The 26377-nt window shown below is 71.2% G+C and carries 29 protein-coding genes; 5 read left to right on the top strand and 24 right to left on the bottom strand.

Going from position 1 to position 26377, the window contains the following annotated elements; all coding sequences use genetic code 11:
• Positions 1–108: 108 nt before the first annotated feature.
• The gene (locus tag QC818_RS06365) at positions 109–1023 is read right to left on the bottom strand and encodes an AEC family transporter (RefSeq protein WP_309652005.1); all 915 of its coding nucleotides are present in this window, start codon (positions 1021–1023) and stop codon (positions 109–111) included.
• A gap of 99 nt (positions 1024–1122) precedes the next feature.
• On the opposite strand from QC818_RS06365, the gene QC818_RS06360 reads away from it, so the two are divergent.
• The gene (locus tag QC818_RS06360) at positions 1123–1635 is read left to right on the top strand and encodes a hypothetical protein (RefSeq protein ID WP_309652004.1); all 513 of its coding nucleotides are present in this window, start codon (positions 1123–1125) and stop codon (positions 1633–1635) included.
• Positions 1632–2231, top strand: a complete 600-nt coding sequence (locus tag QC818_RS06355; protein ID WP_309652003.1) for an SCO family protein — start codon at positions 1632–1634, stop codon at positions 2229–2231. Before QC818_RS06360 ends, QC818_RS06355 begins: the two co-directional genes overlap by 4 nt.
• Before the next feature lie 9 nt (positions 2232–2240).
• Here the strand turns inward: QC818_RS06355 and QC818_RS06350 are convergent, their stop codons facing one another.
• The 7 genes from QC818_RS06350 to QC818_RS06320 all read right to left on the bottom strand — a co-directional run bounded on the left by QC818_RS06350 (position 2241) and on the right by QC818_RS06320 (position 8298).
• A complete protein-coding gene (locus QC818_RS06350) occupies positions 2241–3278 on the bottom strand; it encodes a prolyl oligopeptidase family serine peptidase (protein ID WP_309652002.1) in 1038 nt (345 codons plus the stop codon).
• 10 nt (positions 3279–3288) lie between these two features.
• Positions 3289–3981: an FKBP-type peptidyl-prolyl cis-trans isomerase gene (locus tag QC818_RS06345; protein WP_309652001.1), complete on the bottom strand. Its 693-nt coding sequence runs from the start codon at positions 3979–3981 to the stop codon at positions 3289–3291.
• Positions 3982–4111: 130 nt separating this feature from the next.
• Positions 4112–4555, bottom strand: coding sequence for a universal stress protein (locus QC818_RS06340; protein WP_309652000.1), 444 nt, complete (start codon positions 4553–4555; stop codon positions 4112–4114).
• Positions 4556–4582: 27 nt separating this feature from the next.
• On the bottom strand, positions 4583–5869 hold the full coding sequence (locus QC818_RS06335; RefSeq protein WP_309651999.1) for a TRAP transporter large permease: 1287 nt from the start codon (positions 5867–5869) through the stop codon (positions 4583–4585).
• A gap of 30 nt (positions 5870–5899) precedes the next feature.
• The gene (locus tag QC818_RS06330; protein ID WP_309651998.1) at positions 5900–6478 is read right to left on the bottom strand and encodes a TRAP transporter small permease; all 579 of its coding nucleotides are present in this window, start codon (positions 6476–6478) and stop codon (positions 5900–5902) included.
• A 179-nt stretch (positions 6479–6657) separates the two neighbouring features.
• On the bottom strand, positions 6658–7680 hold the full coding sequence (locus QC818_RS06325; protein WP_309651997.1) for a TRAP transporter substrate-binding protein: 1023 nt from the start codon (positions 7678–7680) through the stop codon (positions 6658–6660).
• A 102-nt stretch (positions 7681–7782) separates the two neighbouring features.
• Positions 7783–8298 carry a TIGR02444 family protein gene (locus tag QC818_RS06320; protein WP_309651996.1) on the bottom strand — a complete coding sequence of 172 codons (516 nt, stop codon included), beginning with the start codon at positions 8296–8298 and terminating at the stop codon, positions 7783–7785.
• Between the two features lie 54 nt (positions 8299–8352).
• Between QC818_RS06320 and QC818_RS06315 the strand changes: the two genes are divergently transcribed.
• Entirely contained in the window at positions 8353–10296 is a 1944-nt protein-coding gene (locus tag QC818_RS06315) for an ABC-F family ATP-binding cassette domain-containing protein (RefSeq protein ID WP_309651995.1), read from the top strand.
• A 6-nt stretch (positions 10297–10302) separates the two neighbouring features.
• Here the strand turns inward: QC818_RS06315 and QC818_RS06310 are convergent, their stop codons facing one another.
• The 5 genes from QC818_RS06310 to thiD form a co-directional block, all read right to left on the bottom strand.
• On the bottom strand, positions 10303–11703 hold the full coding sequence (locus QC818_RS06310; RefSeq protein WP_309651994.1) for a uracil-xanthine permease family protein: 1401 nt from the start codon (positions 11701–11703) through the stop codon (positions 10303–10305).
• 150 nt (positions 11704–11853) lie between these two features.
• On the bottom strand, positions 11854–12294 hold the full coding sequence (gene dtd / locus QC818_RS06305) for a D-aminoacyl-tRNA deacylase (RefSeq protein WP_309651993.1): 441 nt from the start codon (positions 12292–12294) through the stop codon (positions 11854–11856).
• A 55-nt stretch (positions 12295–12349) separates the two neighbouring features.
• Positions 12350–12919 (bottom strand): chalcone isomerase family protein, encoded by a 570-nt coding sequence (locus tag QC818_RS06300; protein ID WP_309651992.1) that lies wholly within the window; start codon positions 12917–12919, stop codon positions 12350–12352.
• A 78-nt stretch (positions 12920–12997) separates the two neighbouring features.
• A complete protein-coding gene (locus QC818_RS06295; RefSeq protein ID WP_309651991.1) occupies positions 12998–13843 on the bottom strand; it encodes a universal stress protein in 846 nt (281 codons plus the stop codon).
• Positions 13844–13918: 75 nt separating this feature from the next.
• Positions 13919–14740 (bottom strand): bifunctional hydroxymethylpyrimidine kinase/phosphomethylpyrimidine kinase, encoded by an 822-nt coding sequence (gene thiD, locus QC818_RS06290; protein WP_309651990.1) that lies wholly within the window; start codon positions 14738–14740, stop codon positions 13919–13921.
• 63 nt (positions 14741–14803) lie between these two features.
• Between thiD and QC818_RS06285 the strand changes: the two genes are divergently transcribed.
• Positions 14804–15235 carry a YqaA family protein gene (locus QC818_RS06285; RefSeq protein WP_309651989.1) on the top strand — a complete coding sequence of 144 codons (432 nt, stop codon included), beginning with the start codon at positions 14804–14806 and terminating at the stop codon, positions 15233–15235.
• 54 nt (positions 15236–15289) lie between these two features.
• Here the strand turns inward: QC818_RS06285 and QC818_RS06280 are convergent, their stop codons facing one another.
• The 6 genes from QC818_RS06280 to QC818_RS06255 all read right to left on the bottom strand — a co-directional run bounded on the left by QC818_RS06280 (position 15290) and on the right by QC818_RS06255 (position 20832).
• Positions 15290–16387, bottom strand: a complete 1098-nt coding sequence (locus QC818_RS06280; protein ID WP_309651988.1) for a TRAP transporter substrate-binding protein — start codon at positions 16385–16387, stop codon at positions 15290–15292.
• A gap of 141 nt (positions 16388–16528) precedes the next feature.
• Positions 16529–17932 (bottom strand): TRAP transporter large permease, encoded by a 1404-nt coding sequence (locus QC818_RS06275; protein ID WP_309651987.1) that lies wholly within the window; start codon positions 17930–17932, stop codon positions 16529–16531.
• Complete coding sequence (locus QC818_RS06270; protein WP_309651986.1) at positions 17932–18492, bottom strand: TRAP transporter small permease subunit; 561 nt, start codon at positions 18490–18492, stop codon at positions 17932–17934. The genes QC818_RS06275 and QC818_RS06270 overlap by 1 nt, the downstream gene beginning before the upstream one ends.
• A gap of 115 nt (positions 18493–18607) precedes the next feature.
• Positions 18608–19417, bottom strand: a complete 810-nt coding sequence (locus tag QC818_RS06265) for an endonuclease/exonuclease/phosphatase family protein (protein ID WP_309651985.1) — start codon at positions 19415–19417, stop codon at positions 18608–18610.
• A gap of 1 nt (position 19418) precedes the next feature.
• Positions 19419–20051: a thiol:disulfide interchange protein DsbA/DsbL gene (locus QC818_RS06260; RefSeq protein ID WP_309651984.1), complete on the bottom strand. Its 633-nt coding sequence runs from the start codon at positions 20049–20051 to the stop codon at positions 19419–19421.
• Positions 20052–20211: 160 nt separating this feature from the next.
• Complete coding sequence (locus QC818_RS06255; protein WP_309651983.1) at positions 20212–20832, bottom strand: c-type cytochrome; 621 nt, start codon at positions 20830–20832, stop codon at positions 20212–20214.
• Between the two features lie 226 nt (positions 20833–21058).
• Between QC818_RS06255 and yihA the strand changes: the two genes are divergently transcribed.
• Complete coding sequence (yihA, locus tag QC818_RS06250) at positions 21059–21673, top strand: ribosome biogenesis GTP-binding protein YihA/YsxC (protein WP_309651982.1); 615 nt, start codon at positions 21059–21061, stop codon at positions 21671–21673.
• 140 nt (positions 21674–21813) lie between these two features.
• On the opposite strand, the gene QC818_RS06245 is transcribed toward yihA, so the two are convergent.
• Genes QC818_RS06245 through lysA form a run of 5 tightly spaced genes read right to left on the bottom strand, consistent with a single transcriptional unit; the run spans position 21814 to position 26342 of the window.
• Entirely contained in the window at positions 21814–22563 is a 750-nt protein-coding gene (locus tag QC818_RS06245; protein ID WP_309651981.1) for an HAD family hydrolase, read from the bottom strand.
• Between the two features lie 4 nt (positions 22564–22567).
• Positions 22568–23476 carry a tyrosine recombinase XerC gene (locus QC818_RS06240; RefSeq protein ID WP_309651980.1) on the bottom strand — a complete coding sequence of 303 codons (909 nt, stop codon included), beginning with the start codon at positions 23474–23476 and terminating at the stop codon, positions 22568–22570.
• On the bottom strand, positions 23469–24188 hold the full coding sequence (locus QC818_RS06235) for a DUF484 family protein (RefSeq protein ID WP_309651979.1): 720 nt from the start codon (positions 24186–24188) through the stop codon (positions 23469–23471). The genes QC818_RS06240 and QC818_RS06235 overlap by 8 nt, the downstream gene beginning before the upstream one ends.
• A 40-nt stretch (positions 24189–24228) precedes the next feature.
• Complete coding sequence (gene dapF / locus QC818_RS06230; protein WP_309651978.1) at positions 24229–25062, bottom strand: diaminopimelate epimerase; 834 nt, start codon at positions 25060–25062, stop codon at positions 24229–24231.
• Positions 25062–26342, bottom strand: coding sequence for a diaminopimelate decarboxylase (gene lysA, locus QC818_RS06225; protein ID WP_309651977.1), 1281 nt, complete (start codon positions 26340–26342; stop codon positions 25062–25064). Before lysA ends, dapF begins: the two co-directional genes overlap by 1 nt.
• Positions 26343–26377: the final 35 nt, after the last annotated feature.

Below are 26377 nucleotides of genomic sequence, written 5' to 3'. Positions count from 1 at the left end.
GGAGGCCGGCGGCCCCCCGGTAGGCAAGGCGCCTCGTCGACGCCATGGCGCCAAGATAGGGCAGCGGCCGCGCCGCTGTCAATGAAAACGAGAATGTTTTTTATTACGCTACGCGGCCAGGCGCAGCCAGAGCGGCAGGGTCACCATGGCCGCCAGGGTCTGGCCGGTGATCAGGGTCGCCATCAGGTCGGCGTCCCCGCCCAGCTGGCGGGCCAGGATATAGGCCGAGGTGGCGGTGGGCAGGGCGGCGAACAGCAGCGCCACGTCGCGGCTCACCGGGGGCAGGGCGAGCAGGACGGCCAGGCCCAGCACCAGTCCCGGCAGCAGGACCAGCTTGATCAGCCCGGCCGTCCAGACGGCGCCGTCGCGACGCAGCAGGGCCCGCGGGCGCAGCGCCACGCCCACCGCGACCAGCCCCAGCGGCAGGGCCGCCCGACCCAGCAGATCCACGGCCTCGCCGCTCCAGCCGGGCAGTCCCAGGCCCGACAGGTTGAGGCCGGCGCCGGCCAGGCAAGCCAGGATCAGCGGGTTGCGGGCCAGGGCGGCGAGGCGGGGCCCCGTGCCGAGGCCGCCCGAGGGCGCCGCGGCGATGAAGCTGCCCACGCACAGCACATTGACGGTCGGCACCATCAGCGCCACGGCGACGGCCGCCACCGTGGCGCCCTGCGGGCCGTGCAGCGCGGCGGCGCCGGCCACGCCGACATAGGTGTTGAAGCGCAGCGCGCCCTGGAAGACCGAGGTGAAGGCGGGGGCGTCGAGGGCCAGGCGGCGGCGCAGCCCCCAGAGCAGCAGGGTGAAGGCTCCGAGGCCGCCCAGCAGGACGCCTGCCAGCCGGATCACCGGCACGTCCCGGATCTCGGCGTCCGTCAGGGTCGCCACCAGCATGGCGGGAAACAGCAGGTAGTAGATCAGCCCCTCCAGGCGGGGCCAGAAATCGCCGCCGGGCCAGCGGCAACGGCCGAGCACGGCGCCCAGCAGGATCAGCAGAAAGAGGGGGCCCAGGGCCCCCGTCACGTCGTCCATGACGATGCCTCCTCGGTCGGCCTGCGACATCCCGGCTCACGGCGGCGGGTCGCGAACACTGGTAAGCTTACGCCGTCACGCTCTTCGTTTGGAGGCGCCATGCCCCCGTCCGGCCCCCATGGGCGACCCTCTTCCCGATCGCCGCTGCTGCGCCTGCTGATCCTCGTGACCCTGCTGACCCTGGCCGTGGCGCTCTGGTACCTGCTGCGCCACGGGCTGGACGGCCGCCCGGACGTGGCCTGGACGCCGCCCGAGGCGGCCTGCGACCTGCAGGCCGGGCCCTGTCGGGCGGCCCTGGGCGAGGGACGGGCGCTGAGCCTGTCGATCCCGGTCGAGGGCCCCATCCGGGCGTTGACGCCGCTGCCGCTGCGGGTGCGGCTGGACGGCGTGCCGGCCGAGGCGGCGACGGTCACCTTCGTCGGCCGCGACATGGACATGGGGCTGCATCGCTTCCCGCTTACGGCCGGCGGCGACGGCACCTTCCGCGGGCAGGGCCAGGTGGCGCTGTGCACCGAGGCGCGGATGCCCTGGCGGGCCGAGGTGGTGGTGGACACCCCCGACGGGCGTCTGGGAAGCTGGTTCGACTTCGAGGTCAGGAGGCACACACCATGACGCGACGCTGGCGCATCGGCCTGGGGGCCGGCCTGGTCCTGCTGGCGGCAGCCGCCGCCGGCCTGGCGCTCTACCAGCAGCGGGCCGCGCAGGACGACGGGCTGCCCGAGGGCGGGCCCATCGAGCTGCCCTCCACCCGGGGGGAGTTCTCCCTGTCCCGGCTGGCGGACGATCAGTTGGCGGTGGTGTTCTTCGGCTACACCTGGTGTCCCGACGTCTGCCCCATGAGCCTGTCGGTGGTGCGCCAGGCGCGTCGCGCCCTGCCCGAGGCGCAGCGTCGCCGGGTGGTGCCGCTGATGGTGTCGGTGGACCCCGAGCGCGACACCCTGGCGCGGCTGGAGACCTACCTCGGCCACTTCGGCGAGGCCTTCATCGGCGCCACCGGCAGCCGGGAGCGGCTCGCCGACATCGCCGAGCGCTACGGCGTGGTGTGGCGCAGGGTCGAGACGCCGGAGTCGGCGCTGGACTATACCGTCGACCACACCGCCTCGCTGTACCTGGTGGATCGCCACGGCGAGATCCGCCGGCGGGTGCTGCACTCCCCGACCCCGGGGCCGCTCCAGGCGGCCCTGGAGGCCGAGCTCGGCGAGGGCTGAGGCCGGCCGTCAGTCGGCGTCGGCCTGCAGGCGGTCGAGCATGCCCATCAGCGCCTCGACCTGGCTGCCCTGGCGGGTGTCGTGCATCGGGTCGAGCTGCCAGGTGCTCTCGGCGAACCCCCACCAGTCCCAGCAGCCCTTGGGATTGGCCAGGCTCGCCTCCGCCTGGGGATAGAGCACGATCCGCGGCTCGGCGGCGGCCCGGGCATTGAGCCCGCTGTGGCGCACGAAGCGCTCGTCGCCCTCCGCGGCGCTCATCTCGCAGCCGTGCAGGGCGACGGTGACCGGGCAGCCGCCCGCCTCGCAGCCCTCCGGCACGAAGACGTAGCCTGCATCGGCCAGCCCCCGCGCCTCGAAGTCCGACTGGTCGAAGCGCCGCAGCCGACCCGCGCCGTCGGGGTCGCCCGCCGGCGGCCCGTGCAGCCAGTTCAGGGCCTCGGCGGCGAGGTCCCGGTCGCAGGCCAGCAGATGGCTGCCGCCGCCTGCCTGGCAGTTCGCCAGGGTGCCGTCCGGGGTTGCCTGATCCTCGTCGACCGGCCAGCCGTGGCCGGCCTGCGGATCGCGCACCACGCGCAGCTGCGCCTCGGGATCGGCCAGCCAGCCGCTCAGTTGAGCGACCAGCGCCTCGCCGACGTCGGGCGCCACGGTGGCGTCGGCCCCGCCGTGCCAGACATGGGCGCGCAGCTCGGCCAGCGCCGCCGGGGAGCCCACCAGGTCGCGCTCCCGGTAGTCCCGGTAGCGGGCCTGGATCGCCTCGAGGTCGGGCGTGCCGAGCCGGGTGAACATGCACTGGCCCAGCGCCAGGCCCAGCTCGCCCCGGGCGCAGGCCCAGGGGCCGGCGGCCGCCACGCCGAGCCCGGCGAAGCGCGAGGGCCAGGCCACCGCCAGCTGGGCGGCCATGTAGCCGCCGGAGGAAACGCCGACCACGCTGGCCCGGTCCTGACTCGCCGACAGGCGGGGCAGGGCGTCGGGGGCGGGCTGGGCGTGAAGCGAGGCGGCCGGCCCCAGGCAGAGGCCGGCCGCCAGCAGAGCGAGCCTGACGTTCATGGCCGGAGGCTCACTCCTCGGCCGCGGTGACGTCGAGCAGCTCGACCTTGAACACCAGGGTCTCGTTGGGCCCGATCGGGCCCTGGCCGCGGGTGCCATAGGCCAGCTCGGCGGGGATCACGATCTCCCAGGTGTCGCCGACGCTCATCAGCTGCAGGGCCTCCTGCCAGCCCTCGATGACCTGGCCGACCTGGAAGCTCACCGGCTCGCCGCGCTCGTAGGAGCTGTCGAAGACGGTGCCGTCGATCAGCTTGCCCTCGTAGTGGACCTGGACGGTGTCGTCGGCGCCCGGGGTGGCGCCGTCGCCGGAGGCCAGCTCGCGGTACTGCAGGCCGGAATCGGTGACGGTGACGTCGTCCCGCTCGGCGTTCTCGGCCCGGTAGGCCTCGCCCTCGGCGCGGTTGGCCTCGGCCTGCTGCTCGGCCTCGGCGGCGCGAGCCTCCATGGCCTGTTGCTGGAAGGCCTGCATGGTCTCGGCCATCTCCTGATCGCTCATCGCCAGTTCGTCGCCGGCGAAGACGTCGCGCACGGCCTGGGTGAAGGCGTCCACGTCGAGGTCGGAGACGTCCTGCTGGATGCTCTTGCCCAGGGTGACCCCGAGGCTGTAGCCCAGGCGCTCGGCGTCGCTCTCCGGGGCGGCCAGGGCCAGGGGGGCGGCGGTCATCAGCGCCGCCAGGGATGCGGTGGTCAGCAGTCTCTTCATGAAAAAGCCTTGTGTTCTGGCGCCTTGGCGCCATGAGTGGATGGCGATCATGGGACTCTAACAGGGCCGGGCCGGTTCCGCACCCGGGGCAGGGGAGCGGCACCGGCCCGGTCGGAGGGGCCGTCGAGGCTCAGACCACCAGGGTCGGGCAGTGGGCCGAGCCCGCCACCCGCTGGGAAACGCTGCCCAGCAGCAGGCCCTTGTCGCCGTTGGTGCCCTGGGCGCCGATCACGATCAGGTCGCAGTCGCGCTTGCGGGCGAAGCGCACGATGGTCCGCGAGGGGCGTCCGCCCTTGACGAAGGCGCGCACCTTGTCGGCGGGCACGCCGAGCTCGGCGGCGTGGGCCTTGGCCTGGGTGGCGATCTCGGTGGCGTACTCCTTGAGGGCGTCGTCGGGGATGTCGAGTCGCTCGGGCCGGACCATGGACAGCGAGGCCTCGAGCAGGCTGTGGTGCTTGAACACGCACAGGATGTAGAGCTCGGCGTCGGTGAGCCGCTGCAGGGCCACGGCCCGGTCGAGCGCCTTGATCGCGCCCTTGGATCCGTCCACCGGCACCATGATTCGTTTGAACATCGTCACCACTCCTCTTCGTGTCCGGGGTCAGCCGCCGAAGGCCAGGTCGCGCAGGAACAGGGCTATCTGCGGGAAGATGATCAGCAGCGCGGCGGCCGCGATCAGCAGGAAGACGAAGGGTGGTGTGCCCTTGATCACGTCCAGGTAGGGCCGCTTGAAGATGGCGATGGCGGTGAAGATGTCGCAGCCGAAGGGCGGCGTCGCCGAGCCGATGGCCACCTGCAGGGTGATCAGGATGCCCACCAGCACCGGATCCAGCCCGGTGGCCTCCACGGCCGGGGCGAAGATCGGGGTCAGCACCAGGATCACCACGATGGGGTCGACGAACATGCAGGCCACGAAGAAGGCGATGCAGATCGCGATCAGGACCCCGGTGGGGCCGGCCTCGTTGATGCCCACCGCCTCGAGGATCGCCTGGGGGATCTGGGCGAAGGAGATGATCCAGGAGAAGCCGTTGCCCACCGCCACCAGGATGAACACCACGGCGGTGATCAGGCCGGTGGACTTGGCGATGGCGTAGATGTCGTTGACCTTCAGCGAGCGGAAGACCACGAACTCCAGCAGGATGGCGTAGAGCACGCAGGCCGCGGCGGCTTCGGTGGGGCTGAAGATGCCGCCGTAGATGCCGCCGACGATGATCACCGGGAAGCCCAGCGGCCACAGCGCCATGCGCACCGCGGAAAAGCGCTCGCGCCAGCTGGACTTGGGCTCGGTGGGCACGTCGCGCACCACGGCGTAGATCACGCAGTAGACGGCGAACATGCTGAGGATCAGCAGGCCGGGCCCGATCCCGGCGATGAACAGCTCGCCGATGGAGGTGCCGGAGATGACGCCGTAGATGATCATGCCGATGCTCGGCGGGATCAGGAAGGCGATGTCGCTGGAGTTGATGATCAGGGCCAGGGTGAAGGAGTCCGAATAGCCGGCCTTGAGCATGCGCGGGCGCAGCGGCGAGCCTACCGCCACTACCGTGGCCTGGGTGGAGCCGGAGACGGCTCCGAACAGGGTGCAGGAGGCGGCGGTGCTCACCGCCAGGCCGCCCTTCACGTGGCCGATGAAGGACATCACCATGTTGATCAGCCGCTCCGCCGATTGGCCCCGCGTCATGATGTCGGCGGCGAGGATGAACATCGGCACGGCGATCAGCGAGGCCGGCCGGATGCCGGCCATCATCTGCTGGATCAGCGTCTCCATCTGCCCCAGGCCGTTGAACATCATGAAGAAGCCGATGACGGCCGCGGTGATCAGCGGAATCATCATCGGAAAGCCCAGCAGCAGCAGGGCGATCATGGTCACTACCATTACTGTCGTCATCTTGCGTTCCCCCGGGCGTAGTGCCCTGCGTCAGACTTCCGTTTCCGTATCCTTGTAACCGTCGAGCACCGAGGTCGACAGGTAGACATCCTTTGATGTCATGTTCTTGATGGCCGTCAGCAGGTACTGGATGCCGGTGATCAGAAAGCCGAGGGGAACCCAGACGTAGATGATGAAGATGGGGAAGCCCAGCGCCGGCAGGATGCGCCCCTTGTCATAGAGGTCGAGGATGTAGAGCACCGAGTAGTAGAGCAGGAAGAACATCACCAGCGAGGTGAACAGCGAGATCACGATCATCAGCGCCCGGCGCCCGCCCACCGGCAGGGCGTCATAGATGGCCGACATGCGGATGTGGCGGCCGTGACGGGCGGCATAGCCGATGCCGGCGAAGGTGATCATGATGATCAGGATGCGATTGACCTCGCCGGTGAAGAAGATGCTCTCGCCGAGGACGAAGCGGCCGATGACGTTGGCGATGGTGTTGGTGGCCATCAGCAGCACGCCCACCGCGAGGATCACCGCCTCGACCTTGCTGATGAAGGTGTCGATGACGCCGAGAAATCCCGGCAGTCCGGATCGATAGTGCTTTTCGGATTCTTCGTCGGACATGGCCGAACTCCCTGGTCAGCTGGCATGGCGAAATGACGGGTCCCTGTCGAGCAGCCTAACGACTCGTCGCCATGCCGGGCGGCCGCCGGCTCAACGCTGGGTGAACGTTGGGCCGGCGGCGCCGGAAACAAAACGGGGGCAGCCAGGCTGCCCCCTTGCGTCCGCGGATCGGGCCGGGATCACTCCTGGTCTTGCTGCACGGCCTCGAGGTCCGCCTTGAACTGCTCGAGCAGGGCGGCGCCGTCCTCGCCGGTCATCTCGAGGAACTTCTCCTCGACCTGGGGCGCGCGCTCCTTGAAGGCGTCGATCTGCTCGTCGCTCAGCCGGGTGACGGTGACCTCGTCGGAGGCTTCCTGGATCTTGGCCAGGGATTCCTCGGCCAGGCCCTGGATGTGCTCGATGGTGTGGTCATAGGCCGCGTCGGTGGCGTCCTGAACCAGTTGCTGGTCCTCCTCGGAGAGGCCCTCGTAGAAGTCCATGTTGGCCATCATGGCGGTGGTGAACCAGCCATGACCGGTGAAGGTCAGGTTCGGGGACACCTCGTAGAGGCCGCCGGACTCGATCCAGAAGATCGGGTTCTCCTGGCCGTCGATGATGCCGGTCTGCAGGCCGCCGTAGACCTCGCCCCAGGGCAGCGGGGTCGGGGTGGCGCCGAAGGCGCTGTAGGTCTCGGCCAGCAGCGGGTTGGTCATCACGCGGATCTTCTTGTTGTCGAAGTCCGCCGGCGCGGTGATCGGCTCGTCGGCGGTGACCACCATCTCGCCTTCGGGATACATCTGGAGGAGCTTCAGGCCGTGCTGGGCATAGAGCTCCGGGAACATCTCGTTGATGGCCTTGCTCTCGTCGAAGAACTCGAGAACGGTGTCCATGTCGGTGGGCATCAGATACGGGATGAAGAAGATCTGAGCCGCGGGGATCAGCGAGCCGGTGAAGCCGGGCGACTGGTTGACGAACTGCAGGATGCCGTTCTGGGTCTGCTCCATGATGTCGTCGGACTCGCCGAGCTCACCGAAGCGGTAGACCTGCACGCTATGGTCGGAATTTTCCTCCACATAGCGCTTGAACTCCTGGGCGAAGACGTCCTGGACGTCGCCCTCGTATTCCTCGTGGGCATAGCGCCAGTTGTCGGAATAGGCGGCGGTGGACATGCCGAGCATCAGGGCGCCGATGCCGGCGGTGGTCAACAGCTTGTGTGCCTTCATTATTGTGCGTCCTCTGCAGGTTCGGCCGGAGAAAAGCGGTGGCCTTCATCCGGCAAAAACGAAGGAATGGGTCACGCAGGTTTCTTCAGGCTAGCGGGGGGCTTATGAGGGGTCAAGCTGGCCCGCCAACGTTTCCAGGGCCAAAAAGTGCGACTTTTTGAGTAGTTGCGTGCCGTGCGCCAGGACTTCCCGGCAGGCGGGCGGGGGAGACGACAGCGGCCGGAGGCCGTGGCCGGCGAGGCTGTGGGCCGCCAGGCGCGACAGGGCCTCGCGTTCGGCCTCGAGCTCGGCGACCTTGAGCCGCTCGCGAAGCGCGGCGACCCCGGCGCGCGCTTCGGCCTCGGCCTTGAGGTCGCGGCGCAGCCGGCGCAGGGGGGCGGTGATCTCGGCCTGCCAGCGGCGCACCGCCTCGGGAAAGGGGCCCGCGGCCAGGCCATGGCGATACAGCCAGGCGCGCCACAGCAGCTCGAGCGCCTCCAGGCCGGCCTCGTCCTGCAGGCGCAGGCAGGCCGCCTCGACCCCGGGGCGGGCATAGAGGTCCAGGGCGAAGTCCCATAGCGGGTCGTCCGCCAGGCGGGCCCGCAGAGTCGGCGACAATTCGGTAGAATCGGCGCTCATGATCGCGCTGTCGTCCGCATGGCGGCAGCCTCACGCCAGTCCCGTGGAGCCCGCATGATCGCACTGCGCCAAGTTTCCCTGCAACGCGGCACCCAAGCCCTGCTCGAGGACGCCGACCTGACCCTGCATGCCGGCCACAAGGCGGGCATCGTGGGCCCCAACGGCGCGGGCAAGTCGAGCCTGTTCGGCCTGCTGCGCGGCGAGCTCGCGCCCGACCGCGGCGAGCTCGAGATGAGCGGCGGCCAGCGCATCGCGCACATGGCCCAGGAGGTCGAGGCGCTGGAGCGCAGCATCCAGGACTACGTGCTGGACGGCGACCATGCCCTGCGCCAGGCCGAGGCGGCGCTGGACGCGGCCCGGGCCGCCGGCGACGCCCATCGCGAGGCGGAGCTGCACGGCACCATCGAGTCCCTGGACGGCTACAGCGCCCCGGCCCGGGCGGCCCAGCTGCTGGTCGGGCTGGGCTTCGAGCAGGCCGACCTGGCCCGGCCCCTGGCCGACTTCTCCGGCGGTTGGCGGATGCGCGTCAACCTGGCGCGCACCCTGTTCATGCCCTCCGACCTGCTGCTGCTCGACGAGCCCACCAACCACCTGGACCTCGACGCCCTGCTGTGGCTCGAGCAGTGGCTGGTCCGCTATCCGGGCACCCTGCTGCTGATCTCCCACGACCGCGACTTCCTGGACGCCGTCTGTGATCACATCGTGCACTTCGACCGGCGCTCGCTGGTGCTCTACCGGGGCAACTACACCACCTTCGAGCGCACCCGGGCCGAGAAGCTGGCCCTGCAGCAGGCCGAGGCCGCCAAGCAGCAGGCGCGCAAGGCCGAGATCGAGCGCTTCGTGGCGCGCTTCCGCTACAAGGCCACCAAGGCCCGCCAGGCCCAGAGCCGCCTGAAGATGCTCGAGCGCATGGGCGAGATCGCCGTGGCCCACGTCGACTCGCCCTTCCACTTCACCCTGCCGTCCGCGGACAAGACCTCCCACCCGCTGCTGGTGCTGGACGAGGCGCGGCTCGGCTATCGCGGCGAGGACGGCGAGGCCGTGCAGCTCGAGGGCGTCGACCTGACCCTGCAGCCGGGGCAGCGCATCGGCCTGCTGGGGCCCAACGGCGCCGGCAAGTCGACGCTGATCAAGTCGCTGACCGGCGAGCTGCCGCTGCTCGGCGGACGCCGCGTGCCCGGCGAGCACCTGGCTATCGGCTACTTCGCCCAGCACCAGCTGGAGGGCCTGGATCTCTCGGCCACGCCCTTCCTGCACGTCCAGCGCCTCTCGCCGCGGGCCGCCGACCTGGACATCCGCAACTTCCTGGGCGGGTTCGGCTTCCACGGCGACGACGTCTTCGCCGAGGTGGCGCGCTTCTCGGGCGGCGAGAAGGCCCGGCTGGCGCTGGCCCTGGTGGCCTGGCAGAAGCCCAACCTGCTGCTGCTCGACGAGCCCACCAACCACCTGGACCTGGAGATGCGCGAGGCCCTCACCGAGGCCCTGGCGAGCTTCGAGGGGGCGGTGATCGTGGTCTCCCACGACCGCCACCTGCTGCGCGCCACCGTGGACGAGTTCTGGCGGGTCGCCGACCATCGGGTCGCCCCCTTCGACGGCGACCTGGACGACTATCGGGCCTGGCTGCGCACCCGCCTCGAGCAGGAGCGCCGCGAGGCCCGGGCCGAGAAGGCCGAGCGTCAGGAGGCCGCCGAGGCGCCCCGGGAGGATCGCAAGGCCGCCCGCCGCGCCGCGGCGGCGCTGCGCGAGAAGCTGCGCCCGCTCAAGCGCGAGCGGGATGCGGCGGAGCGCGAGATGGACAAGGCCCAGCGGGCGCTGTCGAAGGTGGAGGCGGCGCTGGGCGAGGCCGAGCTCTACACCGACGAGGCGCGCAAGGACGAGCTCACCGCGCGGCTCGCCGAGCAGGGCGAGCTGGCCTCTCGCCTCGAGGCGCTGGAACAGGAGTGGCTGGCGGCGGAGGAGGCCCTGGAGCGGCTCGAGGCCGAGCTCCAGGGCGATTGAGCGGGATCAGGAGCCCTGGCGGGCGGGGCGCAGCGGGCGCGTGGCGTCGCCCTCGTCCTGCATGGCCTCGGCGATGGCCTCCCGCTCGCGGCGCTCGTCGTCGAGGCTCTTGCGCGGCAGGGCCAGGTTCAGGGTGACCGAGACCAGGGCGGCCACCACGATCGGCGAGCCGCCGATCACCAGCTTGAGCGTCTCCGGGAAGCCGGCGATGGCCCCCGGGGCGGCGTAGATGCCCATGCTCAGGGCCACCGACAGGCTGGCGATGGTGATATTGCGGGACGAGAGCTCGTCGCGGGTCAGCAGCTGGATGCCGGTCATGGTGATCATGCCGAACACCGTGATGGTGGCGCCGCCCAGCACCGGGTAGGGGATGGTGGTCATCAGGGCCCCGAACTTGGGCATCAGCCCGGCCAGCAGCATGAAGCCCGCGGCCAGGGCCAGCACGGTGCGGCTGATCACCTTGGTCATGGCCACGATGCCCACGTTCTGGCTGTAGGACGCGGTGGGCAGGGCGCCGAACAGCGAGCCCAGGGTGGTGCACAGGCCGTTGCCGAGCAGCCCGCCGGATAGCTCGCGGCGCCCCAGTTCCCGGTCCAGGCCGCCCACGGTGGTGGCCGACAGGTCGCCGATGGTCTGCACCGAGTTGATCACGCAGATGATCAGCATGGAGACGATGGCCGCCGGGTGGAATTCCAGCTCGAAGGGCAGCAGCCGTGGCGCGCTGACCCAGGCGGCCTCGCGAACCGGCGCGAAGTCCACCATGCCCAGCGCCAGCGCCAGGCCGTAGCCCACCAGGATGCCGCAGATGATCGCCGAGAGCTTGAGGAAGCCCCGCGCGAACTGGGAGATCAGCAGCACCACGCCGAGGGTGACGCCGGCCACCAGCCATTGCCTGGGCTCGCCGTAGCCGGGCTGGTCGATGCCCCCGCCCATGTAGTTGACGGCGATGTCATAGAGCGACAGGCCGATGACCAGCACCACGGTGCCGGCGACCACCGGGGGGAAGAAGTGGCGGATGCGCTGGATGCACAGCCCCACCAGGATCATCGCCAGCCCGCCCAGCACCTGGGCGCCGAGGATGCCCTCGATGCCGTACTGGGCGCCCACCGCGGTCAGGGTCGGCACGTAGGCGAAGCCCACCCCGAAGATGGCGGGCAGCCGGGCGCCGAAGCGCCGGATGCCGTACAGCTGCAGCAGGGTGGAGACCCCCGAGGCGAGCAGCGAGATCTGGATCAGCAGCATGGTCTCGCCGAGGCGCATGCCCACGGCGCCGGCCACGATGATCGGCACGGCGACCGTGCCCATGATCATGGCCAGGATATGCTGCAGGGAGAGCGGCAGGGCGCGCAGCAGCGGCGGGCGGCCCTGGAACTCGAAGACGGACGTGCTGGTGCCGGGTCTGGCCATGGGGACAATTACCGATTGTTTTTGTACACAGTTTAGGGTGGGCATTGTCCACTATGCGCAAATGATTTCCAATTTTTGCGCCTACGACCAAAGGAGGGGGCGGGCGAGGTCGCGGGCGGCACGGCCCCCTGCGGCCTCCCCCCTGCGGAGCTAGCGGCTCTCCAGCAGGAAGGTCACCGGCCCGTCGTTGATCAAGGCGACCTGCATGTCGGCGCCGAACTCGCCGGTGGCGACCCCCGGCCAAGCCGCGCGGGCCCTGGCGACCAGGTGGTCGAACAGCCGCTGGCCCTCGGCGGGCGGGGCGGCGCTGGAGAAGCTGGGGCGCATGCCCTTGCGGGTATCGGCCGCCAGGGTGAACTGCGAGACCAGCAGCAGGCCGCCCTCGGCCTGCTGCAGGTTGCGGTTCATCTTGCCCTCCGGGTCGGAGAACACCCGGTAGTGCAGCAGCTTGTGCAGCAGCCGCTCGGCCTGGACCTCGTCGTCGTCACGCTCCACGCCGATGAAGGCCAGCAGGCCGTGGTCGATGGCGCCGGTCTCGCGGCCGTCCACCGTCACGCTGGCCTGGCGGACGCGCTGGATCAGGGCTTTCATGGGGGCTTCCTCTCGGCTGGCTGGCTGGAAGGTCGCAGCCTAGCACGCGGCCGGCTCAGCGCCCCAGCAGGGCGTCCCGGAAGCCGTCGCCGAGCGGCGCCTCGCCGAGCCAGATGCCGAACAGGGCGTCGGCCAGCCGCGGCTCGGGGCGCGCATAGAGGACCTCCCCGTTGAGGGCCAGGGTCAGGGTGTCGCCGGTCCAGGTCAGGGCGTAGCGATCCCCCGGGGCGACGTCCCGATAACGGGCGTTGAAGGCCGACAGCGCCGGCGACAGGGAGCGGAAGGCGTCGTCGTCGAGCTGCTCGCGCAGAGTGTCGCGGGTGACCTCGGCGAAGTCCTCGGCGGCGATGGCGCGGAAGTACTCGAGCTCCAGGCGCCGGGGCACCTCGGCGGCCTGCGGCGCGGGACGGGGGAAGCCCTCGGCCTGGTAGTAGGCGCCGGCATAGGCGTCCCAGATCAGGTAGCGGAACAGGCCCTGGCCGAGGCGCCGGTAGGGGCGGCCCTCGACCTCGAGGCGAGCGTCGAAGCGCACCCCCTCGACGCCGGCGCCGGCCTCAGGGGGCAGGGCGAGGAGCAGGGCCAGGGCGATCGGCAGGGCGGTCGCGCGCGTTAGGGCGATGCGCATGGGAACACCTCCGGGGGTGGCGTCGTCGACTCCTATGCAGACATCGTCAGGTTGTACAAGTTCTGTGGAATGGGGCGTTCACCAGGCCCGGCACAGCATGATGTCGCAGTGGGGCTCGGCCAGCAGGCGCTCGGTGATCTGGCTCTGCCGGCTGGGCTGGCCGCGGCTGCCCAGGGCCAGCAGGTCCGGCGGCTGGCGGCGCAGGCGGCTCATCAGCACCTCCAGCGGCTCGCCCTGCTCCAGCTCCAGCTCCAGTTCGGGTACGGCGTCGAGTTCGCCCAGCAGCCGCTCGGTCTCCTGTTCCAGGTGCCGGCGCAGCCGGGCCACCTCCTGGTCCCGCCAGCGGGCATAGCCGGTGTCGGAGCCGAGCTCGCGCTCGCCGGGGATGTTCCAGGCATGCAGCAGGGTCAGCCGGCCCTCGGGGAAGCGCTTGAGGGTCTCGCGCAGGGTGTGACGGCAGGTCAGCGAGAAGTCCACCGGGACCAGGATGTCCCGCCACTCCTGGCTGGCCGGGTGACTCACCGAGAGCACCGGGCAGGGGGCCCCGCGCAGCACCCGGGCCAGGGTGGTGCCGCCGACCAGGTCCGGCTGGCCGCGCTTGCGGTGGGCGCCGAGGATGATCATGTCCGCGGCGCGCTCGTGGGCCTCGCGGATGATCTCGGCGTAGGGGGCGCCGGCCACCGTCTGGATCAGGTGCGTCGGCTCCGCCAGGGCATAGTCCTCGCGGATGTCGGTGAGGGTGGCGGCGATATCCGCGACCACCGCCTCCTCGAGGTCGTGGAGCACGCGGTGGGGCAGGTAGGGGTCGAGCACGTGGACGATGTCGAGCCGCGCGCCGCTCTCGCCGGCCAGGCGGATGGCGCGGGCGAAGGCGGCGCGGTTCTCGGCGGACAGATCACAGGCGAACAGCAGGGTGCGAGTCATGGCACGGCCCTCGTGCGACCGGTAGGTGGCCGTTTCAGGATGGGCGCCCCCGGCCGCCCCTGCAAGCCGATCCGGCTACCACCAGGCGTGGAAGTGGTGCACGGGCCCCCGGCCCCGGCCCACCGACAGCCGCCGGCTGGCGTCCAGGGCCGCATGCAGCCAGGCCTTGGCCTCGCCGATGGCGGCGACGATGGCGTCGTCCGAGGCCTCGGGGGGCAGGTGCGCCAGCCGGGCGGCGATCGCCGAGGACAGCGCGCAGCCGGTGCCGTGGAGGTTGTCGGTGGCGATGCGCGGGGCGGACAGCCAGCGGCTGCCCGTCGGGCCGGCCAGCAGGTCCGGGCAGTGCTCGCCGCTCAGATGGCCGCCCTTGAGCAGCACATAGGGCGCCCGGAGGGCCTGCAGGCCGGGCAGCATGGCCTCCATGGCCTCCGGGGTGCGGGGCGTCTCGGCGTCGAGGAGCACCGCCGCCTCGGGCAGGTTGGGGGTGATGACGTCGGCCAGCGGGACCAGGACGTCGCGCACCGCGGCGATGCCGGCGGCGTCCACCAGGGCGTCGCCGCTCTTGGCCACCATCACCGGGTCGAGTACGATCCAGCGCGGCCGGCGGCGGCGCAGCGCCTCGGCCAGGGTCTCGGCGACCGCGCGGTCGGCCACCATGCCGATCTTGACCGCGTCGAGCCGCACGTCGTCGAGCAGGTTGTCCAGCTGTTCGCCGATCACCGCGGCGGGCACCGGATGGACGGCGGCCACGCCGGTGGTGTTCTGGGCGATCACCGCGGTGATCACGTTGGTGGCATAGGTGCCCAGCGCCGAGAGGGTCTTGAGGTCGCCCTGCAGGCCCGCGCCCCCCGAGGGGTCGGACCCGGCGATGGTCAGGGTATGGGGAATGGAGGACATGGTGTTGTCGTCTTGTCGCGTGAATCCGGCGCACAGCATACGCCAGGCGTGCGGCCGGCGGCCATGCTGAGCCTGTTCCTGGTAGCCCTGGCCAGCGCCACCCTGCTGCCGGGCGGCTCCGAGGCCTGGCTGGCCCGGCAGTGGTGCCAGGGCGGCGCGCCCCTGGCGCTGTGGGCGGCGGCCACCGCGGGCAACGTGCTGGGCAGCCTGGTCAACGTGGGGCTGGGGCGATATGCCCGGCACTTCCAGGATCGTCGCTGGTTTCCGGTGTCGCCGCGCGGCCTGGCCCGGGCGGAGCGCTGCTACCGCCGCGGCGGCGAGGCGAGCCTGCTGCTGGCCTGGGCGCCGCTGATCGGCGACCCGCTCAGCGTGCTGGCGGGGATCTTCCGCCTGCCCTGGTGGCGGGCCACGCTGTGGATCCTGGTCGCCAAGGGCGGGCGCTATGCCGTGGTGCTGGCGATGGCCGGAGCCTGGCTGGCGCCCTACTGTAGCTAGCCCAACGCAACGGGGCCGCCCGAAGGCGGCCCCGCGCGGTACGGCGCCGTGCCCTTACTCGGCGGAGGTGGTGTCGCCCTCCGGGTTGCGGGCGTTGTAGTAGGCCTGCTCGGAGATGGCGTGGTAGTTCACCACCTTCTCCTGGAAGGCGCGGTAGGAGTCGTGGATCTTGTGGGCCATCTCGCTGGACTCGGCCAGCTCGGCGACCACGTCCTCGGAGTGCGCCTGGGCCTGGGCCAGGACGTCGTCCGGCAGGCGCCGCAGCTCGACGTCGTGCTCGTTGACCAGGGTCTCCAGGGCGTCGTTGTTGCGCGCCGTGTACTCGTCGAGCACGTCCTGGTTCACGTCGCGGATGGCGGTGCGCAGGATCGCCTGGAGGTCGTCGGGCAGCGAGGCCATGGCCTCCTCGTTGACGATGGCCTCGAACATCACCGTGGGCTCGTGCCAGCCGGGATAGTAGTAGTAGTCCGCGGCCTGGTGCAGGCCGAAGGCCAGGTCGTTGTAGGGCCCGATCCACTCGGTGGCGTCGATGGCGCCGGACTGCAGCGAGGTGAAGATCTCGCCGCCCGGCATGTTGACGATGGCCACGCCCATGCGGCTCATGACCTCGCCGCCGAGGCCCGGCATGCGCATCTTCAGGCCGTCCAGGTCGTCGACGGACTCGATCTCCTCGTTGAACCAGCCGCCCATCTGCACGCCGGAGGCGCCGGCGGCCATGACGTCGACCCCGAAGTCGTCGTAGAGCTCGTTCCACAGCTCCAGGCCGCCGCCGTAGTGCAGCCAGGCGTTCATCTCCTGGGCGTTCATGCCGAAGGGCACCGCGGCGAAGAACTGGGCGGCCGGGGCCTTGCCCTTCCAGTAGTAGGAGGCGGAGTGGCCCAGCTCGGCGGTGCCGTCGGAGACGGCGTCGAAGACCTCGAAGCCGGGCACCAGCTGGCCGGCGCCGAACACTTCGATGCTCAGCCGGCCGTCGGACATCTGCTCGACCAGCTCCGCCAGGCGTTCCGGCCCCTGGCCGACGCCGGGGAAGTTCTTGGGCCAGGAGGTCACCATCTTCCATTCGAAGGTCTCCTGGGCCTGGGCGGCGCCGGAGACCAGCATCAGGCCGGCGGCGGCGCCGGACACGGCCAGGGCGAGTGCTTTGGGTTGCATGCGTTTCCCTCTCTTGTGTGCCTTGTGGGACATGGCCCGGGGGCCGGATGGGGAGGACCGCTGGCCCTCCCGTGGTGGCGTCGCGAGTCACTGTAGCCCCCCTGGCGCGGGATCGCCGCGCCGGGGGTTAACGCTCGCGGCTCAGAAGGTGTTGGGCAGCCAGGTCGCCAGCTCCGGGAACCAGGCCAGGGCCAGCAGCATGCCGAGCTGCAGCACGATGAAGGGGATGACCCCGCGGTAGATCGCCCCGGTGGGCACCGATGCCGGCGCCACGCCGCGCAGGTAGAACAGCGCGAAGCCGAAGGGCGGCGTCAGGAAGGACGTCTGCAGGTTGATGGCGATCATGATGCCCAGCCAGATCGGGTCCAGGCCCATGGCCAGCAGGATCGGGCCGACGATGGGCACCACCACGAAGGTGATCTCGATGAAGTCGAGGATGAAGCCGAGCAGGAAGATCACCAGCATCACGATCAGGGTGGCGCCGATCACGCCGCCGGGCATGTTCTCGAACAGCTGGGTGACCAGCTCCTCGCCGCCGTAGGCGCGGAACACCAGCGAGAACAGCGCCGCGCCGATCAGGATCAAAAACACCATGGTGGTGACGTTGACCGTGGAGCGCAGCACCTCCCTGAGGGTGGCGACATCCAGCCGGCGGTAGGCCAGGGCCAGCATCAGGGCGCCGAAGGCGCCCACCGCCGAGGCCTCGGTGGGCGTGGCGAAGCCGCCGAGGATCGAGCCCAGCACCACCACGATCAGCACGATGGGCGGCACCAGCCCCTTGAGCAGCAGCAGGCCCAGGCCGCCCTCGTGGCCCAGCTCGGCCATCAGCTCGCGGCGATCCACCGCCGGGGCGGCGGCCGGCTTCAGCCAGGCGGTCACGGCCACGTAGAGGATGTACAGGACCACCAGGATCAGTCCCGGCACCAGCGCGCCCATGAAGAGATCGCCCACCGAGACGGTCTTGGGACTGAAGATGCCCATCGACAGCTGGGCCTGCTGGTAGGCGGACGACAGCACGTCGCCGAGCAGCACCAGGGCGATGGACGGGGGAATGATCTGGCCCAGGGTGCCGGTGGCGCAGATGGTGCCGGTGGCCAGCGGCATGCTGTAGCCGCGCTTGAGCATGGTGGGCAGCGACATCAGGCCCATGGTCACCACGGTGGCGCCGACGATGCCGGTGGACGCGGCCAGCAGCATCCCCACCAGGGTCACCGAGATGCCCAGCCCGCCGCGCAGCGAGCCGAACAGCAGCGCCATGGCCTCGAGCAGGGTCTCGGCCACCCGGGACTTCTCCAGCAGCACGCCCATCAGCACGAACAGCGGCACCGCCAGCAGCGTCTGGTTGGTCATGATGCCGTAGAGGCGGTTGGGGAAGGCGTTCAGGTAGCCGGCATCGAAGTGGGCGTCGATGCCCAGCGACTCCAGGCCCATTCCCAGGCCGGCGAAGGCCAGGGCGGTGCCGGCCAGGGACAGCGCGACCGGGTAGCCGAACATCAGGACGGTGCAGATCACCACGAACAGCACCAGCGGCATGAACTCCAGCATCACAGGTGCTCCTCGTGGTGGTCGGGATGCCCGGCCTCGGGGTCGAGGCGGCCGGTCAGGATCAGCAGGTTGCGCCAGGCCTCCACCAGGCCCTGCAGGAGCATCAGGCCGGCGAACAGCGGGATCAGGGTCTTGAGCAGGAAGACGCCGGGGATGCCCCCGGACTCCGGCGAGCCCTCGAGGATGCGCCAGGACTTGCCCACATAGCCCAGGCTCACCAGGATCACGAAGACCATCACCGGCGTCAGCAGCAGCAGGGTGCCGGCGAGGTCCACCAGCGCCTTGCGCCTGGCGGTCATGGCCCGATAGAAGATGTCCACCCGCACATGGCCGTCGTGGCGCAGGGTATAGCCGGCGGCGAGCATGAACACCGCGGCGTGGAGGTACATCACCGATTCCTGCATGGGGATGCTGTTGACGCTGAAGGCGTAGCGCAGCACCACGATCAGGAACTGGATCAGCATCATGGCCAGGACCAGCCAGGAGAGGCCGCGACCGAGCCACTCGGAGAGGCGGTCGAGCCGGTCGACGAGGCGCGGCAGGGCGCTTGATCGGGGCATGGGAATCGCTCGAGATTGCTGTGACGTCAGGGTGTTAGCGCCGCACGGTTGCGGCTCCGCTCGACTATACGGGATTTGACGAACGGGTGTTACAGGGCGGGGGTCGACATTGGTCTTACCCCTTGGCCAGGGTCTCGAGGCAGGCGTCGGGCAGGCGCACGTCGATGGCCACCGGCAGGTGGTCGGAGAAGAGGTGATCCAGCACCTCGACCCGGTCGGCGTCCAGGGAGTCGGAGAGCAGGATGTGGTCCAGCGCCCGCCGCGGCTGCCAGGAGGGATAGCTCAGCGGCGGCCGCACCGGATGCAGGGGCAGGGCGTCGCGGAACCGCGAGTGGGCATGGAGCTGGTCGGGGGTGCAGTTGAGGTCGCCCATCACCACCACGTGGCGCAGCGGCCGGACCAGGCGGCTGAGGTAGTCGAGCTGGCGTACCCGGCCGCGATGGCTGAGCGCCAGGTGGGCGACGAAGACGTGCAGGGCGTCGGGGCCCTCGCCGAAGCGGGCGTGAATGGCGCCGCGCCCGGGCAGGGTGCCGGGCAGGCGGTGCTCCTCGACCCGCGCCGGGGGCAGCCGCGAGAGCAGGCCGTTGCTGTGCTGGGCGACGCGCCCCAGGTTGCGGTTGAGCTGCTGGTAGTGATGGGGAAAGCCGGCCCGGCCGGCCAGGTACTCGACCTGGTTGACGTGGCCGGAGCGGAAGCTGCCGCCGTCGACCTCCTGGAGGCCGACGACATCGAAGGCGCCCAGCACCTCGCTCATGGCATCGAGGCGGGCCAGGCGCCGGGGATGTGGCAACAGGTGCTGCCAGCTGCGCGTCAGGTAGTGGTGAAACGCCGAGGTCTGGATGCCGACCTGCAGGTTGAAGGTCAGCAGCGCGAGATGCTCCGCCTCCCGGCGGGGCCAGCGTCGCTCGGCGGGGGAAGGGGTCATGTCAGTTCGCCCGGTCCTCGCGGACCTTGGCCACCAGCGCCTCGGCGACCTGCGGCATGTTGTCGAGGCTGCCGGCGCTGCTCGGGGTCACCACGTAGCGGCCGTCGACGATCAGCGCCGGCACGCCCATCAGCCGCATGTTGCGCATCCGCGCGTGTGCCTGGTTCACCTGGGACTTGACCCCGAAGGCGTTCAGCGCCTCACGGGCCTCGTCCTCGGCGACGCCGTAGTCGGCGAAGAAGGCGGCGATGTCGCCGTCCGCGGTCAGCTCGGCGCCCTTCTCGTGGATGGCGTGGAAGACGTCGTCGTGGATCCGCTCCCGGATGCCCAGCGCCTCGGCGGCATAGAAGAGGGCGGCATGCCGATTCCAGGCGCCGCCCATGGTGGCCGGCAGGCGCTGGAAGGCCACGTCCTCGGGCAGCCCGTCGACCCAGGCGTTGAGGGTGTCCTCCAGGGCATAGCAGTGCGGGCAGCCGTACCAGAAGGCCTCGGTGACCTCGATCCGGTCGTCGGCGACCTGCGTCGGCACGGGCTCGTCCAGGGTGGTGTAGTGCTGCCCTTCCACCAGGCTGGCGGCGGAGGCGAGGGTGGACAGGCCGAGGCCGGCCACGGCGACGATCAGGGACTTGAACATGCAGGGGCTCTCCTTGAGGGGTTCTGGATCCGGGGCGGCGCCGGGCGGCCGGCGTCCGCGGCCTTGGAGTCCCGCGCGGCCATGGGGTTCCCGGAAACGACGAGGGCGGCCCGCGGCCGCCCTCCATCGCCGGGTGCGCCGGCGCGACGTGGCGGCGGCCTCAGTGCAGGCCGCGCACGTAGTTGACCACCGCTTCCATGTCGCGATCGCTCATCTTGGAGGCGATGTCGCGCATGATGGCATTGGGATCGTTGGCCCGCTCGCCCGCGGCGAAGTCGTTCAGGGTCGAGCGCAGGTAGTCGGTCTTCTGGCCGGAGAGGGCGGGATACACGGCGCTGCCGATGCCCTGGCCGGTGGGCGAGTGGCAGGCGGCGCAGGCCGGCAGGCCCTTCGCCAGGTCGCCGGCGCGATACAGCTCGCGACCGTGCTCGAGCAGCTCCGGCGCCGGGTCGGCCTGGCCGAGCTCGGCATCCTTGCCGGCGTAGTAGACGGCCACGTCCCAGGCGTCCTGGTCCGAGAAGTCGTCCACCTGGCCGGCCATCTGGGCGACGTTGCGGTGGCCGTCGCGGATGTCCATGATCTGCTTGGCCAGGTAGGAGGCCTGCTGGCCGGCCAGGTTGGGGAAGGTCGGTGCCGCACTGATGCCTTCCTGGCCGTGGCAGGCGGCGCAGGTCTGCGCCTTCTCGCGGCCGGCGGCGGCGTCCGCCTCCGACTGGAGGTCTGCATGGGCGGCGCCGACGGCGCCCAGGGTGATTGCCAGGCTTGCCAGTAGCTTTCTCATCGCAAATCCACGTGCCGTTTCGTTGTTGAACGTTACGTACCCCGGCGCGACGGCCGCCGGGAATGCCCGCCGGTGGCGGCCCTGGGCTCGGTCGCTGCCGGCGGGCGCACGGTGATATACTGATGCGCCCCGGGTCGCAGACAAAAGTGACTGCAGTATAACGGAACACCGAGGCTGCGGGAATGCAACCCGTGATCCCCTTGATCGACGTCAGGAACTGCCCGCCATGTCGCGACTCAACTACCAGGCCGCCCGCTTCCTCACCAGCGCCCCCACCCTGGCGGCCTGCCCCGCCGACGCCGGGGCCGAGGTGGCCTTCGCCGGCCGCTCCAACGCCGGCAAGTCCAGCGCCATCAACGCGCTGACGCGGCAGAAGGCGCTCGCCCGCACCTCCAAGACCCCCGGGCGGACCCAGCTGATCAACTTCTTCGGCCTGGACGACACCGCCGAGCGCCGGCTGGTCGACCTGCCCGGCTACGGCTATGCCAAGGTGCCGGACAAGGTCAAGCTGGAGTGGCAGCGCCACCTGGCCGACTACCTGCGCCGCCGCGCCTCGCTGCGCGGGCTGGTGCTGCTGATGGACGTGCGCCACCCGCTCTCCGAGTTCGACCAGATGATGCTCGGCTGGGCCGACGAGGCCGAGATGCCGGTGCACATCCTGCTGACCAAGGCCGACAAGCTGAAGCGCGGCGCCGCCAAGGGCGCCCTCCAGCAGGTGCGCTCGCGGCTGCGCGAGTGGGAGGACCTGGTCACCATCCAGCTGTTCTCGGCGCTCAAGAAGGACGGCATCGAGGAGGTGCATGCACGCCTCGACGACTGGCTTCTGGCCGAACCCCGGTAAAAACGGACTGCGCTCGGCCAGGCGGCGTTACCCGCCGCCTTAGAAGGCTCATTTACTGCTCGTAAACTCCGCTTCTGCGGCGTCGGTTGCCTAGCCTGGCCGTCGCTCGCCGCGTTTTTCCTCGGGGTTGCCCTCTTGAGTCATCCCCGCCCCAGCTTCTCCAGCAGCGCCGGCAGCTCGCGGACATGCGAGAGCCGGTGCACGCCCGCCGGCAGCGGCGCGCCGTGGGGCGTGTCGCCGGCGATCCAGGCCGCCTGCATGCCCAGCCGCACCGCCGGCAGCACGTCCTCCTGCCAGGAATCGCCGATGTGCATCGCCCGGGCCGGCGTCGCGCCGAGCTTGGCCAGGGTCAGCAGGAAGGGGCGGGGATCCGGCTTGGGGGTGTGCATCTCGCCGGCGGCGATGGCCACCGCGAAGTGGCGGCGCAGCGGCAGGCGATCGAAGGCCAGGTTGCCGTTGGTGATGGCGCCCAGTCGGTAGTGCCGGCCCAGCGTGGCCAGCATCGGCTCCACCTCCGGATAGGGCGAGACCCGCAGGCGCAGGTCGTGGAAGCGCTCCATCGCCGCCAGCGCCCATAGCCAGGCCGCCGCCCGGGGCAGCCCGAAGGCCTCCAGCAGGCCGAGCAGGGCCTGCTCCCGGAGCCAGGTGAAGTCGCCGCGGCGCAGGGGGTGGCGCTCGGCCAGCTCGCGCCGGCGTCGCTGGTAGGCCTCGAGGGGGAAGCGTGCGGCGAAGCGCCCCAGGTCGGCCTCGCCGCGCTCGGCGAGCCAGCGGGCCAGCGCCTCGTCGAGCCAGGCGTAGTGGCCGGTCTCGGTGGCGGCCATCACCCCGCCGTTGTCCCAGAGGGTGTCGTCGAGGTCGAAGGTCAGGGCCTGGAAGGGCGCTCGGATCATGGCGTCAGTCGCTGTCGTCGGGGCGGCGGCGCGCCCGGGGGTGGGCCGCATCGTAGCCGGCCGCCAGGTGTTGCCAGTCCAGGCGGGTGTAGACCTGGGTGGTGGACAGGTTGGCGTGGCCCAGCAGTTCCTGCACGGCGCGCAGGTCCTGGCTGGACTCCAGCAGGTGGCTGGCGAAGGAGTGGCGCAGGCGGTGGGGATGCAGGTGCTCGTCGAGCCCGCGCACCTTGGCCAGCCGGGCCAGGCGCTGCTGGATGGCCCGGTGGCCGAGCCGGCCGCCCCGGGCGCCGACGAACAGCGCCGGCTCGCCGTCCTTCGCCAGGGCGCCGCGCACCCCCAGCCAGGCGTCCAGGGCCCCGCGGGCCCGGCGGCCCACCGGCACCTGGCGGGGGCGGGCGCCCTTGCCCAGCACGCGCACCCGCGCCGACTGCAGGTCGGGCAGGTCCAGGCCGGCCAGTTCCGCGAGGCGCAGGCCGCTGGAGTAGAGCAGCTCGAGCATGGCCTGGTCGCGCACCGCCAGCGGCGAGCCGTCGTGAGGGGTATCCAGGAAGCGCGCCAGGGCGTCCACGTCCACCGGTCGCGGCAGGTCCCGGGGCGCCCGGGGCGTCTTCACCAGCGTCGTCGGGTTGTGGGCCAGGCGGCCGTCCCGCCGGAGGTGCTCGGCGAAGGCCGAGATCGCCGCGCGGCGCCGGGCCAGGCTGCGCGGCGCCAGGCCCCGGGCCCGCTCGCCGCCCAGGAAGCGGCGCAGCAGGGCTGTATCGAGGGTGCCGCCGTCCTCGATGCCCTGCCCGGCGAGGAAGTCGGCCAGGGCCGCCAGGTCGCGCCGGTAGGCGGCCACGGTGGCCGGGCTGGCGGTCCGGGCGAGTTCCGCCAGGAAGGCCTCGACCTGGCGGGCCAGGGGCGTCTCAGCCATGGCGGGGCGCGGGCAGCCGGGCCAGCAGCCGGGCCACCACGTCGCCGACGTATTCGGTGAACAGGGTGTCCATGCTGGCGCGGAAGTGGTCCGGGTCGGGGCTGGCCAGCACCAGGAAGCCCATCGGCTCGCCCAGGGTCAGCCGCGCCAGGGCGCAGGAGCCGACCGTGTCGGGGGCCGGGAGGTGGGGCACCAGGCGCTTCCAGTCGGTGGGCGTCAGGCGGGTGCAGCGGCTGGTCCGGCCGTCGAGCAGGGCGGCCAGGCGCTGGGCCACGTGGTCGTCCAGCACCTGGCGGGGCGGCTGGGGCGGGCGGGGCTCGCCGTCGGTGAGGGCGGCCGGGCACCACAGCGTCAGGGCCGGGGTCTGGAAGCGCTCGCTGCACTGGGTGGCCAGGGCCTGGCCCAGGGCGTCGCGATCCTCGGCCTCGACCAGCGCCAGGACCAGCTCGCGGGTGCGCCGGTACTGGGCCTCGTTGTGCCGCGCCGACTCCAGCAGGTGCTCGAGGCGCCACTCGGCCTGCTCGGCCCGGCTGCGCAGGTCGGCCACCAGCCGCTCCAGCAGGGAGGTGGCGCCTCGGGCCTCGGGGTGCGGCACCCGCAGCTGCTGCAGCAGGCCCTCGCGACCGACGAAGAAGTCCGGATGGCGGGCCAGCCACTGGGCGACCATCTCGGGGTCCAGGGTCTGGCGCGGCTCGGGTGCGGCTCGGGTCATGCGCTTGCTCTCCTCTTGGCTTCGACGCCCGCGGGGGCGATCACTTCACGGGCACGCGCCCCTCGAAGACCCGCACGGCGGGCCCGGTCATGGTCAGGTGGCTCGCGCCGCCGGCCCAGGCGATCTCCAGGTCGCCGCCGGGCAGGTGCACGGTGACCGGGCTCTCCAGCCAGCCCAGGCGGATGCCGGTGGCCACCGCGGCGCAGGCGCCGGTGCCGCAGGCCAGGGTCTCGCCGCTGCCCCGCTCGTATACCCTCAACCGGATCTCATGGGGGGACACGACCTGCATGAAACCGGCGTTGACCCGACGGGGGAAGCGCGGGTGATGCTCGATGGCCGGGCCCAGGGTCGCCACCGGGGCGCTGTCGACGTCGTCGACCCGCAGTACCGCGTGGGGGTTGCCCATCGACACCACCCCCACCTCGAGGGCGCGGCCGTCGACGTCCAGGGCGTGCAGCGGGCGATCCTCGTCGGCCTCGAAGGGCAGGGCCTCGGGGGCGAAGCGCGGCGCGCCCATGTCGACGGTCACCCGCTCGTCCTCGCCGACCGCCAGGGTCAGCGGGCCGCCGGCGGTCTCGACGCGGATCTCGCGCTTGTGGGTCAGGCGCTGGTCGCGCACGAAGCGCGCGAAGCAGCGGGCGCCGTTGCCGCAGTTCTCCACCTCGCTGCCGTCGGCGTTGTAGATCCGGTAGCGGAAGTCCATGTCCGGGTCGCGGGGCGGCTCGACCACCAGCAGCTGGTCGAAGCCGATGCCGAAGCGGCGGTCGGCCAGCGCGCGGATCTGCTCGTCGCGCAGCCGGGCCCGCTGGGTGATCAGGTCGACCACCATGAAGTCGTTGCCCAGGCCGTGCATCTTGGTGAAATGCAGCAGCATCAGGGCGTCTCCGCGCTGTCGTCGGGCAGCGTCGCCTCGCCGGCCCACAGGTCCTCGAGACGCTCGCGGCGGCGCACCAGGTGGCTGCGGTCGCCGTCGACCATCACCTCGGCCGGGCGCGGGCGGCTGTTGTAGTTGGAGGCCATGACGAAACCGTAGGCGCCGGCGGAGCGCACCGCCAGCAGGTCGCCGGGGGCGATGGCCAGGTCGCGATCCTTGCCCAGGAAGTCGCCGGTCTCGCAGACCGGGCCCACCACGTCGTAGGTGCCGGTCTCGCGGGATGCGGTGGCGTCGACCGGCAGGATGGCCTGCCAGGCCTGGTACAGCGAGGGCCGGATCAGGTCGTTCATGGCCGCGTCGACGATGGCGAAGTTCTTGGTCTCGCCGGGCTTGAGGAACTCCACCCGGGTCAGCAGCACGCCGGCGTTGGCGGCGATCGAGCGGCCCGGCTCGAACAGCAGGGTCAGCCGCTCGCTGCCCGGCCAGCGCGACAGCCGCTCAAGCAGCGCGGTGGCGTAGTCGAAGGGCGCGGGCGGGGTCTCGTCGCGATAGGTCACGCCCAGGCCGCCGCCCAGGTCCAGGTGCTCGATCTCGATGCCGTCCTCGCGCAGCCGCTCGAGCAGCACCAGCAGGCGGTCGAGGGCGTCGAGGAAGGGCGCGGTGTCGGTGAGCTGGGAGCCGATGTGGCAGTCCAGGCCCGCCACGCGCACGTGCTCCATGGCCGCGGCCCGGCGGTAGACCTCCCGGGCCTCGTCCACCGGGATGCCGAACTTGTTGTCCTTGAGCCCGGTGGAGATGTAGGGGTGGGTGCCGGCGTCGACGTCCGGGTTGACCCGCAGCGACACCGGGGCGATCTTGCCCATGCCGCGGGCCACGGCCTCCAGGCGCTCCAGCTCGGCCCGGGACTCGACGTTGAAGCACTTGATGCCCACGGCGAGCGCGCGCTCGAGCTCGTTCTCCTCCTTGGCCACGCCGGAGAACACCACCCGGGCCGGGTCGCCGCCGGCCGCCAGCACCCGCTCCAGCTCGCCCACCGAGACGATGTCGAAGCCGGCGCCGAGCCGGGCCAGCAGGTTGAGCACCGCCAGGTTGGCGTTGGCCTTGACCGCGTAGCAGATCAGGTGCGGGTGGCCGCCCAGGGCCTCGGTGTAGGCGCGGAAGTGGCGCGTCAGGGTGGCCTTGGAGTAGACGTAGCAGGGGGTGCCGAATTCCTCGGCCAGGCGCGGCAAGGGGACGTCCTCTGCGTGCAGCACGCCGTCGCGGTAGTCGAAATGGTCCATCAGTCTTCCTCGTCGGCGCTGCGGGTGTCGGGGGT

The organism is Halomonas koreensis (genome assembly GCF_031451675.1).
GTDB classification, from domain to species: Bacteria; Pseudomonadota; Gammaproteobacteria; order Pseudomonadales; family Halomonadaceae; genus Halomonas; species Halomonas koreensis.
Note: the sequence above shows the minus strand (reverse complement) of the source record. Positions and strands in the feature narration are given on the sequence as shown.